This is a genomic window from Bacteroidetes bacterium SB0662_bin_6, from assembly GCA_009839485.1.
Lineage (GTDB): Bacteria > Bacteroidota > Rhodothermia > Rhodothermales > VXPQ01 > VXPQ01.
This window is the reverse complement of sequence record VXPQ01000014.1, coordinates 92,101-108,726: the sequence shown is the minus strand read 5'-3', so window position 1 is coordinate 108,726 and position 16,626 is coordinate 92,101. Positions and strand designations below refer to the sequence as shown.

Annotated in this window: 7 protein-coding genes; 3 read left to right on the top strand and 4 right to left on the bottom strand. The window is 59.5% G+C overall.

Annotation, left to right across the window (positions count from 1 at the left end):
* Nucleotides 1-534, bottom strand: a 534-nt coding sequence (locus F4Y00_02115) for a carbohydrate binding family 9 domain-containing protein (GenBank protein MYE03759.1), incomplete at its 3' end; no start/stop codon positions are given.
* Between the two features lie 250 nt (nt 535-784).
* Here F4Y00_02115 and F4Y00_02110 point away from each other — a divergent pair.
* Nucleotides 785-3,124 carry a carbohydrate binding family 9 domain-containing protein gene (locus F4Y00_02110; GenBank protein MYE03758.1) on the top strand — a complete coding sequence of 780 codons (2,340 nt, stop codon included), beginning with the start codon at nt 785-787 and terminating at the stop codon, nt 3,122-3,124.
* 83 nt (nt 3,125-3,207) lie between these two features.
* Here the strand turns inward: F4Y00_02110 and F4Y00_02105 are convergent, their stop codons facing one another.
* From F4Y00_02105 to F4Y00_02095, 3 genes are all read right to left on the bottom strand, one after another.
* On the bottom strand, nt 3,208-4,737 hold the full coding sequence (locus tag F4Y00_02105) for a SusD/RagB family nutrient-binding outer membrane lipoprotein (protein ID MYE03757.1): 1,530 nt from the start codon (nt 4,735-4,737) through the stop codon (nt 3,208-3,210).
* A 52-nt stretch (nt 4,738-4,789) separates the two neighbouring features.
* Complete coding sequence (locus F4Y00_02100) at nt 4,790-7,999, bottom strand: SusC/RagA family TonB-linked outer membrane protein (GenBank protein ID MYE03756.1); 3,210 nt, start codon at nt 7,997-7,999, stop codon at nt 4,790-4,792.
* A gap of 184 nt (nt 8,000-8,183) precedes the next feature.
* A complete protein-coding gene (locus F4Y00_02095) occupies nt 8,184-11,570 on the bottom strand; it encodes a VCBS repeat-containing protein (GenBank protein ID MYE03755.1) in 3,387 nt (1,128 codons plus the stop codon).
* A 276-nt stretch (nt 11,571-11,846) separates the two neighbouring features.
* Here F4Y00_02095 and F4Y00_02090 point away from each other — a divergent pair, with 276 nt between their 5' ends.
* Both F4Y00_02090 and F4Y00_02085 read left to right on the top strand, forming a co-directional pair.
* Nucleotides 11,847-12,926: a class I fructose-bisphosphate aldolase gene (locus F4Y00_02090; protein MYE03754.1), complete on the top strand. Its 1,080-nt coding sequence runs from the start codon at nt 11,847-11,849 to the stop codon at nt 12,924-12,926.
* A gap of 58 nt (nt 12,927-12,984) precedes the next feature.
* On the top strand, nt 12,985-16,569 hold the full coding sequence (locus tag F4Y00_02085; protein ID MYE03753.1) for a hypothetical protein: 3,585 nt from the start codon (nt 12,985-12,987) through the stop codon (nt 16,567-16,569).
* Nucleotides 16,570-16,626: the final 57 nt, after the last annotated feature.

Sequence of the window (16,626 nt, the reverse complement as noted above, 5' to 3'; positions counted from 1 at the left end):
ACCTCCACCGCCACCCGGCCCGCCGCCGGTTGTTCCGGTTCCTGTCTGGAGCGCATCGAATTGAACGCCGGCCGCATTCACACCAAAAACATAGGCGGTGCGCCGGTCGAAATAAGCATCCACAGCTACCAGAAACCAGTCTGCCCGATTGAAATCGTCCCGCCGCCCCAACGCCCTTTCAATAGCCCCCGGCTCCTCGTCATGGAGCAATGCTCCGACGTAGAGATTATTCGCCCCATACAAGACACGAACTTCCGTTTCCTGAAATGCCGGGGCGCCGTCCACAGGTTCGTATTGCCTGAAACCGGATACGGCGACGGCCCTTTGCCAGATTGCTTCGTCCAGTATGCCGTCGAGGGCAATCTCTTCTTCGACAAACAGGGCCTGCATGACGCCCTCGTTTTCCCGCTCCAACGGAGGCGACGGCGCACTCGTCTGGGCTGAAACCTCAAGGGCGGGCAGCAGAGCGCAGGCGGCGAACACGGCCGCAACGAATGCCGAAACATGTGGGAAAATCAGTACATCACGTTGCATGAAAACACAGTTTGAACGAAAAAAGCCTGATATACCCTTGTATATACCCTGTTAGATGCACAACCTTCCCGGGAAAAGCTACGGCAGGCACAGAATACACAAGAGTTAGACCCCAAACACCTGTTCCGTATTCCATGAGCGGCAAAAAACACATATCCAGCTGTGTTTGCGTTATATTTTATAATTGTATTTCCTGTATTTCCGGCTTTTATCCGCACCTTTCTTCTCTGATCCTTTCCGGCTACCCTCCATGCACTACAGGATGCGCTTCGCAAGCCGTGCAATGCTCGCGGCCCTCTTCTTTCTTCTGACCTTGCCCCTTGCGCTTCCCGCCACGGCGCAGCAAGCGGAACAGACGGGCGCCTACGCTGCCAATAACAGCACAGCCGATAGCGCTCCGATCAGCGCCCCGGCAATACGCGCGGTTAAGAGCAACAGCGACACCCTGCCCGTCCTCGACGGCAATGTACTGGGCGACCCAGCCTGGTCCGACATCGAACCTGCCACCGGATTTATCCAAATCACCCCGAACGAGGGACAACCGGCTTCAGAGCAGACCGCAGTCCGCATCCGGTACACCGAACAAACCCTGTACGTCGGGGTCGTGTGCTACGACCGCGACCCGTCGCAGATCATCGTGTCGGACAGCCGCCGGGATGCGGATCCTCAGGAGGCCGACAGTTTCAGTCTCATTCTGGACACGTACCGCGATCGCCAGAACGGATTTATTTTCGGGACAAATTCCGCCGGGGTCGAATACGATGCACAGGTAACGAATGAAGGCCAGAACAGCGGGCGGTTCTCCCAGGGCCCGCGCAACCAAAGCGGTTCGGGCGGCGGGTTGAACGTCAACTGGGATGGCGCATGGACAGTCCACACCGAAACGGGAGCGTACGGATGGAGCGCCGAATTCGCCATTCCGCTGCGCACATTGCGCTTTGCGACCGGAGAGAATCAGGCGTGGGGCATCAACTTCGAACGCCGCATCCGGCGCCGGAACGAAACCGCCTACTGGGCCCCGCTTCCCCGGCAATACACGCTCACGCGGGTTTCGCTGGCCGGGACGCTGGAAGGTTTGGACATCCAGGCGCCGCGCAATCTGCAAATCATCCCGTACGCGCTTGGACAAGGCGCCCGCACCACCGACTCCTCGGAGTTGCCAACCACCTCGGAATACTCAGACCCGGAAGGGGACATCGGCATAGACCTGAAGTACAGCGTAACCCCAAGCATGACGCTCGACGTCACGTACAACACCGATTTTGCGCAGGTCGAGGTGGACGAACAACAAATCAATCTGGACCGCTTCAATCTTTTCTTTCCGGAAAAACGGCCCTTCTTCCTGGAAAACGCCGGCGTGTTTTCGGTGGGGGCGCCGGGGCAGATCGACCTTTTCTTCAGCCGGCGCATCGGTATCGGCGCGGGCGGCGTAGCGGTACCCATTCTCGGCGGCGCCCGCCTCTCCGGCTCCATGGGCGACTACCGGATCGGGGTGCTCAACATGCAAACCCGGCAACTGGGCGGGGAGGAGATTCCGGGGAATAACTTCAGCGTGGCGCGCCTCAAGCGCGAGTTTCCGAACCGAACCTTCGCCGGCGTGATTGTTACCAACCGACAGGGTGTGGGCGATCTGGCGACCGAGAACGATTACAACCGCGTAATTGCGCTGGACGGCCAGCTCGGTATCGGACAGTACGCCTTCGTATCGGGTTTCGGGGCGTTGTCGGCAACGCCGGATATGTCGGGGAGAAACTATGCGTTCCAGACGGTGGCCAACTACAATTCCGAAGCCTGGATGCTGAACGCAGGCTATACCGAAGTAGCCGACAACTTCAACCCGGAACTCGGTTTCATGCAACGGACATCCGCCTACCGGCGTTTTAGCGGCCTCGTTTTTTACCGGTTTCGTCCCGATTACCTCCGTTTTCACGAATTGCGCCCGCACGTCAGCTACTATGGTTATTGGGGCTTCGACAGAGTGTATGAAACAGGTTTTCTGCACATCGACAACCACTGGGAATGGGAAAACGGCTGGGAAATTCACACAGGCATCAACTTCACCACCGAAGGCGTCCGGAATGCTTTTCAAATCAGTGAGGGCGTGTGGGTACCGAGAAAATCGTACCATCACCGGGAAGCCATGATCGTCGGCATCACGGACGAGAGCCTTCCGCTCAGCCTGAGTACCCGGGTTATTGCGGGAGGATTTTTCGGGGGCGATCGCGTTACGATCCTGTCCACCATCCGCGCACGGGCCGGGGATGCATTCAACACGGAGATCGGCCTGAGTCAAAACTGGGTGGACCTGCCGGGCGGCAAATTCACCGCGAATCTCGTGCGTACCCGGCTTTCGTATTCCTTTACCCCGCGCATCTACCTGCAAACGCTGATTCAGTACAACAGCGCAGCAGAACTCTGGTCCATGAATCTGCGGTTCGGGTGGCTTCAGTCAGCGGGCACGGGCCTGTTCATCGTCTTCAACCATACGTCCGACTATGACCTGGACAGGGAATTCGGCGCCTTCGACCCGGAATTCACAGACCAGGCGATCATTATAAAATACTCGCGGCTGCTGAACGTGCTGCGGTGAGATAAAGGCGATATAAAAATGCCGGGGGCGCAACAGAGCGCCCCCGGCATTACGATAACACAAACTACGAACGCCTGTGTGAGCTACTTATCCCACCAGATGCGCGTAGTGAACTCGTCCGGACCCTGGCGGGATACGGCGGCTGAATAATTCTCCGGATTTGCCACGGCTTCCGCTTCCCGGTAACGCAAACGCCGGGGAATGGTGCCCCCGGTCACATTGCCGGGATATACCACAGGGGTCAATTCCGGATACCCGGTCCGCCTCCAGTTGGCATACCCCTCATATTCGTTCAACAGCGTCGCCGCCCAGATCTGTTCGTTGATTTGCCGCATGCCGGAGCCCCCATCGTAGGGATTGGCCGCAAGGTATGCATCGATATCCGCGTCGGAAATGGCCGCTTCCGCGCCGTACATGGACAGGTACTGCATGGCGGCGCGCACGCCGTTGGCGTAATGGGTCGCCGGATCCCCGCCATGCCAGCCCCGAACCGCCGCCTCGGCCTTGAGCAATTCCACCTCGGCATAGGTCATAAAGAACATGGGGTCGTCCCACCCCTGAATAACCGGGTTGGGCTGCATATACACATCCATGCCGCACGGGCTGGCGCCGCCGTCGCAGGAAACCCAGCTGGGATCGTTCTCGATGCCGTTCACCGGATCCGATGAGCCTGCGGCCTTGCCGTTGGGCATGCCCACCGGATCGGCGCCTGCGACAGGAATGGTGCCGTACACTTCGAGACGCGGATCGCCATACGCCACCATCCAGTCCACGAAGAATTTGGACAGTCTCGGCGAACGATCGGCCAGGAACACCTGTCCGTTTCCGTTTCGCCATCCGGATGGATCGTTATGCGGCACATAGGCAATATCGTCGTTGCTTTCCATGGTGCCGCCCGAAATGGCTTTGCTTACCCAACTCTGGGCGGCTCCGGGATCTACCTTGACCAGCCGCATCCCCAGTCGAAGCATGAGCGAATTGGCCAACTTGCGCCATTGGTCCACATTCCCCTGGTACATGAGGTCGCCATTCCCGTACGTGGGACCGCCCGGATTAAGCCCCGCAGCGGCAGCCTCCAGCTTCGCCAGCATGTCGGCGTATATTTCGCTCTGGGGATCGTACTTCGGCTGCGTAATGTCTTCGATAAAGCCCTTGCCCGCTTCGGAGTACGGAACGTCGCCGTACAGATCGGTCAGCCGGTGGTACATGATCACCCGCACAATCTGGGTGATGTGATGCATATTGGCCTGTTCAGGATCTTCACCGGTCTGCAACAGCAAATCCTCGACGTTCCTGGCGATGTTGGGATAATACCGGTCCCACATTGCCGCGGAATACGAACCGATATAGGTATACTTATCGCCTGCCCAATAGCCGGGTAAGGTGGCGAAGTGCTGAATCATTACCGAACTGTAGATCAGGTTCGTCCGCCAGTTTTCGTAGCGCTCGCCGCTGATCCTGAGCTGGATGTTCGTCAGTTTGAAGTTCGGATCAATCTGACTGGCTTGCGTCGGGTTCACGTTCATCTCCTCGAACCCGCTATCGCACGAGGCCAAAACCAGCAGGCAAGGAATCAGCAAGATGCCCGAAAAGAACTTCTTAGGGTTGGTCATGAATCTATTCTGGTATAGCGTGATCGGATAGCTTGGATACAGCCTCACGTTATTACAGCCTCACATTGACATTGAAGCCAATGCTGCGCGTCTGCGGAACGCCGGAGTGCTCCAGGCCGATGCCTTGGTGCGTGTTGTTGAAAATGGACTCCGGATCGAGGTTATCCACGTTGCTGTAAAGCAGCCAAAGGTTGCGGGCTACCAACGAGACCGTAGCAACCTTGATCGGCGTGTTGACGAGCAACCGCGCAGGCAAGCGATAACCCAGGCTCAACTCGCGGAGTTTGACGAAACTGGCGTCGTATACGAATTCCTCCCCGATGGTGCCGCCCCCAATGCGGGCCCAGTAGGTCTGGGGACTTACCCGGACGGTGTTCGTATTGCCATCGGCGTCCACGCCTTCGCCCACGATGAAGCCTTCCTCGCGGCCCTGGATCGTGTTCTTGTGCAAACCGTTTGCGTAACCGGCGCTATTGGTGACCGAGAAAATATCGCCTCCAAAGCGCATATCGATCAGCATGCCAAGGCGCAGCCCTCTCCAGCGCAGCGTATTGCTAACGCCTCCGAGCAGGTTGGGCGTGCCATTGCCGAGCACGCACAGATCGGACGTTCGCATGGGCAGCCCGTCGGCGTCGTGTACGATGGCGCCCGTGGCGTCGCAATCGGAGGCGTCAGGGCCGGACGGCACGTTCTGACGCAGGTACTTGCGGCCCTTGATGGAACCGTACGGCTCACCCACATCCGCCGTCACGAAGTTGCCGCGATGGCGGCTTTCCCCAAGCACGAGCGACGTCTGCCCTTCGATCAAGTCCACCACCTCGTTGGTGTTGCGCGAAAGGTTCACGTCCAGATCCCAGCGCCAGTCCCCCGTGCGATACGGCGTCGTGGTGAGCAACAGTTCCACGCCGCTGTTCTTGATCTCGCCGGCGTTGATACGCTGGCTTCCGAAACCGGAGGCGCTCGATATGGTCGTCGAAAGAATCTGGTCGATCGCGGACTGGGTATAGTACGTAAAGTCCACTCCCAGACGGTTGTCCATGAAGCGAATATCGAACCCGCCCTCGATACCTACGGTGGAGGAGGGCTTGAGAGTGGCCAGCGGAATCTGGCCCTGGGCGATCGCGCCGCGCGGCTGTCCAAGATGGCTTCCCGACAAACCGTAGGTCAACGCCAACTGATACGGATTGGTGTCGCCCCCGACTTCCGCCCAGGATGCTCTCAGCTTACCGAAACTGATCCAGTCCGGCAGATCCAGCGCATCCGAAAACACGAAACTCCCGCTGATGGACGGATAGAAATACGAGTTGTTGTCGATGGGCAGCGTGCTGGACCAGTCGTTTCGGGCCGTGGCCGTCAGGAAGAGGTAGTCGCTGTAGGAAAACTCTGCCGATCCGTACAGCGAATTGATCTGCTTCTCGTTAAAGCCGTACCCGTGGGAGCGCGTGTTCTGGTTGGTTACCGCTTCGAGGCCCGGCACGTTGAATCCGCCCCCTCCGCTGAGGGTCAGGTTCTCCCGGTTCCGGTACAGGATATTGCCGCCGACCGTCGCCACCAGTCCGATGTTTCCGGGAAGAGAACGGTCGATATTGAAAAGAAAATCGGTGTTGATCTCCGTGATGCGGAATTCCTGCTCGTTTTGACCACCCAACGGGCTGAAGGCCGTGCCCCATGGCGTAATGCCCGTACGGCGCGTGGCGTAGGTATCGCCGCCAAAGCGACCCGTCAGCGAAATCCAGTCCGCAAACTTGTAGGTCAGGGAGGCGAAACCAATGATCCGGCGATCTTCATCCGACGAAGTGAACTGGTGAGCCGCCCAGTAGGGATTTTGCTGGTAGATGTTGTCGAACAGCCCGCGATGCAGCTCGCTGCCGTCCACATCCGTTCCGGGATCCGTGCACGCTTCGTCCTCGGGCGGGCATTCCATCGTGGTTACGTCCACATTCGGCGCAAGTTGATACACCGAATAATTCGCGTTGCCCGGCGAATCGCTCAACCGCGGTCGGTTTTTTACATACTCGCGCACGAAGTTGAGTTTCGCGTCCGCGCTCAGTCGAGCGCCGAATTGCGACCCGCCACGCATGGAAAACGAGGTACGGGACAGCCCTGAATTGGGGCTAACGCCCTGGTTTTGCAAATGCGAGAATCCGAGACGCAGCGAACTGGTCTCGGTCGCCGTCGTAAGCGCAAGGCTGTTCGTGGTGGTAAGGCCCGTGTTATAAAAACTGTTGATGGCGTCGGCTGCCCGGCTGTACGGCTGATTGCTGCCGTCCCAGCTGACTACGCTGGAGCCGTCCAGCCGCGGACCCCAGGCCCGATCGACCGTGGCCAACGCTTCGTCCACGGAACCCGGCTTCTCCCCCGTCCATCTTCCCTCGCCCGTTTCACTCATGTTCCCCTGGCCATACTGATTTTGCCAGTCCGTGTTAACGAGCACCGACTCGAAGGTGGTGTTGCTGGAAAACTCGACCCCGAGGCCGAGACCGGGCGTTGCGCGTTTGGTCGTGATCAAAACAACCCCGTTCTTGGCGCGCGAACCGTACAGCGCAGCGGCGGAAGGCCCCTTGAGCACCGATATATTCTCGATGTCGTCCGGGTTAATGGAGCCGATGCCGTCGCCGCCATCCGAGCCGCCCCACATCCCGGCGGACCCGAGCGTGGAATTGTCGATGGGCACGCCGTCGACTACATACAGGGGCTGACTGTCTTCGCCCAACGACGACACGCCCCGGATAATCACCCTGCTCGATCCCGCGGGACCGCTTGCCGGTTTGGAAACGAGCACGCCGGATACCTTCCCGGCCAGCGCGTTCGCGACATTGTTCTCCCGCACTTGCCGCAACTCCTCGCCGGAAACCTGGCTCACGGCATATCCGAGCGCGCGCTCCTGCCGCTCGATGCCGAAGGCGGTAACTACCACCTCCTCAAGCAATTCGATGTCCTCGGCAAGTTGCACCGTCAGATCGACTTGTCCGTTCACCGGCACCGTCTGGGTAACGTACCCCACGAAAGAAAAGACCAGCGAGGCATTCGCATTGGACACCGTTATTCCGAACGTACCGTCTACGTCGCTGACGGCGCCGTTCAGGGTGCCCTCTTCAAGAATGTTCACGCCAGGCAGCGGCGCGCCGTCTTCGGCATCCAGCACAATGCCGTTCACGGTATGGACCTGTGCATTCGCCGTATGGACCCCCGGAAGCAAAAGCCCGGCGGATAGCAAAACGCATAGTACTGACCAGGTTCGGAAAGCATAGGTAACTTTCATGGCGAGAATGGATATCGTAGGTAAGGAGGTTACAACCGGATAAGCAGGACCAACAGACGCGATCTGGAAAACCGGAAAAGGCTCCTGTTGATACAAGGCTATAAGTAACACTTTCCCACAGAAAAATCAACTACCCTTGCACTCATTTCTCTCTAAAGTTGAATTTCTTTTTATGTTATCGTTATCAGCGAACGGCAGGCACCGGATCGGACACGAACACCTCCAAGGCCGCGTCATTCTGCGCAACAACCACAAGCGGATCCGTTGCGGTGATGACGCGAACCATGTCACGCACCACCCCGGGCGTTAAAAAACCGCTCCGGGACGCTGGAACGCTTTCCCAGGTCATCGCTCCGCGATTCAATAAAAGAAGCCCGCGCCCCCCATTGTAACGCCCCCATTGCACCCGCGCCTCGAAAGCATTTCCGGCAAGAAGCATATCCATTTGTCCATCGCCGTCCGCATCTTCGAAAAGGATGGCATGCACCGGGGCAAACTGCGCTTCAAGAGGCAATTCCCGAACCTGGAACCGGCCTTCCCCGGTGTTCTCGAAGATGCTGCTTGAAAAGCGGGACGCCTCCAGCGTGACCACGGGCTCCACCTCGGAAAAAACATCCTCCAGTGTGGCGCGGGCATACGAGGCATAGTCAGGGAATTGCCGGGCAAGCAACGGAATCTCCTCCAGCAATTCGTCTCGCCAGGGGACGGGATGCCTTTGCTCGCCGATGTAATATCCCATGACGAATTCGGAATGCCCGTCGCCGCCGAAATCCGCGGAATACACCGCGGCGGGTTGGTCCGGACCGGCCTGCATCTGCGCATTCAACCCTCTGTTGCCGGCAACCAGATCGATATCGCCATCGCCGTCCAGATCTTTCGCACTCAGGACATTCCACCAGCCTGCCGTACCGGCGAGACCTGTTTCGGAAACGGGTATCTCAGCCCATTCTCCGGTGTACCGGAATGCCCGGATCGGCATCCATTCTCCCGCCAGAAGCAGTTCGGCGCGCTGATCTCCATCTATATCCGTCCACAGCGCGTCGGTCACCATCCCCGGCGCCTGCAACCCTTCCGGCGTGACGTCCACGAACGTTCCTCCCGTATTCTCCAGGAGATAACTTGGCGGAGCAAGCGGGTAGCGGCCCGGAAACGCCCGCCCGCCTGCAAAAAGGTCGAGATCGCCATCCGCATCGAAATCGTGCGCCGCTACTGTACCTCCGCTGGTGTGTAAATCGGGCAAGGCTTGTTCGTCATAGACGTACCCGCCCGCGCCGTCATTGACGTACAGGCGATCCTGATAAACCGACATATCCTCCGCTTCGAACGATCCGCCGCTGACCACATACAGGTCCTGGTCGCCGTCGCCGTCCGCATCCAGAAAGAGCGCGTCCGTATCCTCATAGCCGCTATGCGCTTCGAAAGCCGCGCCCGGACTCCGGCGAAACGATCCGTCGGGGCGCTGAAAAAAGAGCGCACCGGACTGGCCTCGCGCCCCGCCTGCGAATACATCCTCCAGACCGTCCCCGTCCGCATCGCCGGCCGCCAATGCAGGCCCCTGGCGCGACAACATATGCGGGAGCAGGCGCTCGCGCTCGAAATCGACGAACGGATTCTCTTCATGGACGAACTGAAGTCCGCGGGCGTCCGGCGCTTCCATGAAGAATGGAGGGACCTGCAAGGCTTTCTGTGCATCCGGCGCCTCGAAATCGGCGTCCCGGCGATGCAGCGTCACCGTTTGATTCGCCGGCACGCCCTGCATCCGCTGGCGCGCGCCGTCCGGCCAGATCACCTCGAGATCAACCTGCTCCAATGCGCCCAGACCGAAAAAAAACACCGGCTCCACGGACGACAAATACCCCCGCACCGGGTTCATTTCCCGGTAAAAACGCTGTCCTTCCCCCGTTGCCGCGACCACAGCGCCGATCCCGAACCGGTTGCCTTCCGGGCCTTCAAGGCGAACCTTCAAATAATGCCCCGCGGCAAGACGGTCCGCATCGTTGCGATAAACAAAGGCTTCCGCATTGATGTTGTTGACCGCAAGGTCGAGATCCCCATCGCCGTCCAGATCGGCGTACGCCGCGCCGTTCGACAAGGTACCCTCGCCCATGCCCCAGTCCCGCGTCTTGTCCGCAAAGGCGATCCCCGATTCGTTTCGATAGATATAGTTACTCAACAGGGTGGAAGGCATTTGCCGAACCATTTCCAGCGAAGACAAGGCTTCCCCCCGGGCACTCGCCTCCGTGTATGCATTCACCAGCGTGACCCGAAGAAAATCGAGATCCGTGTAGTCGCGCATATAGCCATTCGTGACGAAAAGGTCGTTACGGCCATCGAGATCGAAATCGGCCAGCAACGCCGCCCAACTCCAGTCGGTATTCGAAACGCCCGCGATTTGTCCGATTTCCGCAAAAGTCCCGTCTCCCCTGTTCAGATGCAGCATATTGCGCATATACTGCTCGTGAAACCCCTTATTCCGAAAGTCTTCGTAAAACACATGATCTTCCGGCCCCTTCAGCACTTTCTGCCGGAAATGATCTTCGGCCAGCATATCCAGCGTCACGATATCGGGCAACGCATCGTTGTTTATATCGGCAATGTCGGCGCCCATGGACGAGTAGGACGTATGCGTCAGAAACGAGCGTACGGATTCGGTAAAGGTCCCGTCCCCGTTGTTCACGTACAGGTAATCATCCTCGATATAGTCGTTGGAAACGTAAAGATCGGGCCAGGCGTCCCGGTTCACATCGCTAACGATCACGCTGAGCCCAAACCCAAGGGGATTGCCGATGATGCCCGCCGCTTCGCTCACGTCCGTAAAAGATCCGCCGTCGTTCCGGTACAGTTTGTCGCCGGCAAGGGAGTCGCGGCTACTCCGCATATACTCCACATCGAAGCGGCTCAAACGCCGGATCGAATGATTCAGCAGATACAAGTCCAGGTCGCCATCCCGGTCGTAATCGAACAGGGCCGCGTGGTTCGAATACGCAGGATCGTCCAGGCCGTATTCCGCCGCTCGTTCGGTAAACGTCCCGTCCCCGTTGTTGACGTACAACGCGTTCCGGCGGCGATCCGTGCTCACCCGGCCCGATTTGCACACATAGATGTCCAGATGTCCATCCCCATTGACATCCCCCATCGTCACGCCGGTCGTCCAGCCGGATTCGCTTGCAAGACCCGCCTGCTCCGTGACGTCTTCGAACACCAGATCCCCCCGGTTGAGATACAGACGATCCTGATCGATGTTGGCGGAAAAATACAGATCGGGCAGGCCATCGCCATTCACGTCGCCAGCGGCCACACCCGCCCCATTGTAGAAGTATTCGTACTCCAGCACATTGAACCCTTCTCGCTCTTCGATCCTGTTCGTGAAGGCGATGCCCGTTTCGGCGGCGGACAATCGCGCAAAGAGCGGAGCAGCGACCTCTTCGTCCACAGGGCCGCCGCATGCACTAACCAGGCACAAAAGAAATGAAAGCGGAACAATGCCCTTCATGCGGAGCGCAGCCGTGGACCGGATCGTAAAATCGCAGCCGCGAACAGGGACCTTGGGGTGCGCATTCGAACAAAACATCGGGCCCGGGATATCCTGCAAACTCGCGGTCAACCGCACGTTTATGTTTTGAGAGAAGGCGCGCCCCAAGGTCCTCGCCCATGCGGATTTAATCAGAGGTTCCTTAAGACACAAACGTATTGCAGCGTATCCGGTTGCAATGCGACCCCGGTAGAGCGTAGCGCCGCGAGCGCTATATACCCCCACAATTCACACACAAAAAACGCCGGGTGAAGTATCTTATAGACTTGTTTTTTTGCCCGGATTCTTCCAAACCTTCCTTGTTCCGATCCCGTCATGAGTGACGTACTTACCGCCCGCACCGCCGAAATTCTCGGCGAAGAAGCCGCCCATCTGCTCGACCACGAGTGCACCACTATCCCCAAAGAGCATTTGCATCTGCCGGGACCTGACTTCGTGGACCGCGCATGGCTGGGTTCGGACCGCAAGCCGCGCGTGCTCGGCGCCATGCAGCAGCTTTTCAACACGGGGCGGCTCGGCGGCACGGGATACCTGTCGATTCTTCCGGTGGACCAGGGGATCGAGCACGGCGCCGGCGCATCGTTCGCCAAAAACCCGGCCTATTTCGATCCCGGGAACATTGTCGAACTCGCTATCGAGGGCGGATGCAATGCGGTGGCTTCGACGTTCGGCGTCCTGGGAGCCGTGGCGCGCAAATACGCACACAAGATTCCGTTCATCCTCAAATTCAACCACAACGAACTGCTCACCTACCCGAACACGTACGACCAGATTCTCTTCGCACAGATTGAGGATGCGTACGAAATGGGTTGTGTAGGCGTGGGCGCCACGGTGTATTTCGGCTCGGCCGATTCCAACCGGCAGCTTCAGGAAGTCTCGGAGGCCTTCTCTGCAGCGCATGAACTCGGGATGACGACCATTCTGTGGTGTTATGTCCGGAATTCCGCCTTCAACCAGAACGGCGTGAATCATGAATCCAGCGCCGACCTGACGGGACAGGCCAACCACCTCGGCGTAACCATCGAAGCCGATATCATCAAGCAGAAGCAGCCGGAGCAGAACGGGGGGCTGAAAGCGATGAATATGGGTGCATCGAGTTACGGTAAGCTGGATGAGCGCATGTTCACCGAACTCTCGAGCGACCATCCCATCGACCTGACGCGGTACCAGGTGGCGAACTGCTACATGGGGCGGTGCGGCCTGATCAACTCGGGCGGCGGTTCTGGTAAAAACGACTTGCAGCAAGCCGTACGGACCGCGGTCATCAACAAGCGCGCCGGCGGCATGGGGTTGATTTCCGGACGCAAGGCCTTCCAGAAACCATTGCATGAAGGCGTCGAGATTCTGAACGCCATCCAGGATGTATATCTTGACGAGGACGTAACGATCGCATAGGCCGCCGAAAACCACCGAAGCGGTTCCGGCAGCACGTTCCCGATATTCTTCCGATCTCATGACCAGGCGCCCAAACGCCTCGTTCCTTCCCCGGTTCACGGCAGGATCTGCCGTCCTGCCGGCTATTGCTGTTGCTGTCTTTATCGGGGCATGCGGCGGCCCGGACCTTCCGGAACCGGATTCCGAAACGTATCGCGAGACCGTCTCCGCCTTCTATACGGGGCTGGCGGCCATTGAATCGGGGATCGACCGGCAAGGTGAGGAAAAACTGCTGGAGGTAACGGAACTGGCGCCGGGAGAACCCGCCGCATGGGTCAATCTCGCACTGCTCGCGATGCGCCGGAACGAATATGCGCTTGCCTCGGAGTACCTCAGGGAAGCGCAAAGCCTCGCACCGGAGAACAGCGTCATATATCTTCTGCTCGGTCTGTTCGAAAAAAGTCAGGGCAACGTCACGGAAACCGCTCTCCACCTGCGGGAAGCCGTGGCGCTGGATTCGACGAATGCCAAGGCGTTGTATGCGCTGGCCGAACACCTGACGGATACCGGGAGCGACGAGGCGACGGCCTTGCTGGATGTGCTCCTGAAGGTGTACCCGGATAATGTGGCGGCCCTGCTCCGCCGCGCCGGTGCGGCAGCGGCTTCCGGCGACGCCGATGCATTACGGAACACGCTGGCGCATATCGAAACCCTGTCCGCGTCCTGGCCGGAAGAAGCCCTCGAACAACTGGCCGGCGCCAGGGCAGCGGGTTCCGATCCGGACGCGCCCGACTTCGCCGCAGCCACCACCCATATCGCTTTTCTGCGGAATGTGCTCCTGCGGGTTTCCTCGTACCGCCAGGACCTGCGGGCCATCCAGACGCCTGCCGAACAGGTAGGCGATCTCGTGACCGGCTTCCTTCGATTGTCGGCCCCGCCCCCCGCTATCGCCCCCCGCGACGAGCAGCTGACATTCACGCAGCAGGCGCTGTATGCCGAGGGTGGTCCCTGGCGCAGCATGGCTGTTTTCTCGCCGGCGGCAGGCCTCGATGGAAACACCGACGACATCGAAACGAATGTGCCCGGCATTGCGCTGGCCATTGCCAACGACCACACGGTGCACCTTCCAAACGACCAGGTGCTCGATTTTCCCGGAGGGGGCGCAGCGCCCGGACCGCATGGCATTGCCGGCATCGATTACGACTACGACTTTACCATGGACCTCGCACTGGCCGGAGCAGGCGGTTTACGCATTTTCCGGCAGGACAGCACAGGGACATTTGCGGAAACGACCTCGCAATCAGGGTTGCCTGCGACTATCCTTGACGCCTCATTGGCCGGCGTCTGGGCTGCCGACCTCGATCTCGAGGGCGACGTCGATCTGGTGCTCGCCCGCAACGAAGGCGCCAGCCTTGCCCTGCGAAACAATGGCGACGGGACGTTCGCACCCCTGGATCTTTTTGGGGACGTCGAAGCGTTGCGGAGCTTTGCCTGGGGAGATTTCGACGGGGACGGAGACCCGGACGCCGCGTTGGTGGACGCAAACGGAACGTTGCATCTTTTCGCCAACCGCCGCAGTGGGCTTTTCGAGCGGCAATCCTCAGAAACGGAACCCCTCCTCGCCCTTGAAGCAGCGGACCTGAACGGCGACGCTACCGTTGATCTTGCAGTGCTGCAAACGGATGGAACGATTCTGCAGCTTGCGACCACCGGAGAAGATGCAAGCGCCGTATGGTCTTCGGAAGAAATCGCTCGCTGGGAAGACATGCCTGCCGGCATTGCCCCCGGCGCCGGACAGCTTTTCACCGTGGACCTCGACAACAACGGCGGACTGGACCTCGTCGCGGCCACCCCTGCGGGCGCCCGCATCTGGCTGCGAGACGCGGACGAATCAAACGGCGGGCACCGGGGCGGAATCCTCCACCCGACGGATCACGCCATCCCTGCACACCTCTTTGCCGTCGCGGACCTGTCCGCAAACGGGCGGCTCGATCTGTTGGGATTTTCCGAAGAGGGACAGCCTGTACGGCTCGAGAACGAGGGAAGCATGCCCTACCACTGGAAACAGATGCATCTGCGCGCCGCCGAAGCAGTGGGCGACCAGCGCATCAATTCGTTCGGGATCGGGGGCGAGGTGGAAATCCGGGCCGGTTTGTCTTTCCAGAAGCAGGTCATTCAGGGTCCCGTCGTGCATTTCGGACTGGGTACGCATGCCGTCGCGGACGTGGCCCGTATCGTGTGGCCCAACGGCAGCGTACAGGCCGAGTTCGATCTGCTTTCCGGGGAAGTCGTACTCGCGCAGCAGCGGCTCAAGGGCTCCTGTCCGTGGCTTTTTGCATGGAACGGGGAGCGCATCGACTTCGTCACCGATTTCATCTGGCGTTCGCCGCTGGGGCTCAAGATCAACGCCCAGGAAACGGCGGGCGTCATGACCACCGAGGACTGGGTCAGGATACGCGGCGATCAGCTGGCGCCCCGCCCCGGCGAGAACGGAGCGCCCCCCTGGTACGACGTGCGCATCACCGCGGAACTGTGGGAAACGCATTTCTTCGATCATGTTTCGCTTCTGGTCGTCGATCATCCCGACGATACCGAGGTCTACATAGACGAGCGGTTCGCCTTCCCTCCCCCTGAAATGAAGGTGCACGTAACCGCAAAACCCCATCCGGTCACACAGGCATGGGACGATCTGGGCAATGACGTGACCGACCTGCTCCATGCGGAGGACGGGCGGTACCTCGCCACGTTCGGACACGGGCAGTACCAGGGCGTCACGCGGGATCACTATGTGGAACTGACGCTTGAAAACATTCCGGAAGATGCATCGCAGCAGGGGCCGATCTGGCTCGTGGGCTCCGGCTGGATTTATCCTACGGACAGTTCGATCAATGTAGCGCTCGGACAAGGATCGCATGTCCCCCCGCAGGGCCTGCGCCTGGAAGCCTTCGACGGAAACGGCGGCTGGCGAATCATCCATCCCAACCTTGGCTTCCCCGCCGGCAAGACCAAAACGGTCCTCATAGACATCACGGACGTTTTTTCGGACGGGCATGAAGCCAGTGCGCCGAATACTCCCGACAGTGTTCGCCTGCGCCTGCATACGAATCTCGAAATTTACTGGGACGCCTTTGCATGGGCCGTCGGCCGGCCCGATGCCGAGACCATGACCCGGCGTTTGGCCCCTGATGCGGCAGACCTGCGCTACCGGGGCTTTTCGGAAACGTACGAAGCGGATATCTTCTCGCCGGAACTGCCCGTCTACGACGAATTGGCCGCAACGGGTCAGGTCTGGCGGGATCTCGTCGGGTATCACACGCGGTTCGGCGATGTGCGCGAACTGCTCGCAGAAGTGGATGACCGGTACGTGATCATGAATGCGGCCGACGAAATGGCTTTCCGGTTCGAGGCCCCGCCGCCTCCGCCGGAAGGATGGACACGCGATTTCGTACTCATCGGGGACGGGTGGGTGAAGGACGGCGACTACAACACGGGCTTCTCAAAAACCGTGCTGCCGCTCCCCTCCCATGACGACGCGGCCTACGCCACGCCTCCGGGAAGGCTCGAAGACGATCCTGTGTATCGCCGCTTCCCGGACGACTGGGCAAACTATCACACCCGGTACGTCACACCGGAACGCTTCCACGAAGCGATGCGGGTGGAATAAGTCCGGTGGGATTGGGGCTATCCGGTTCCGGAAAAACGCCGTCACATCGCGCGGCCT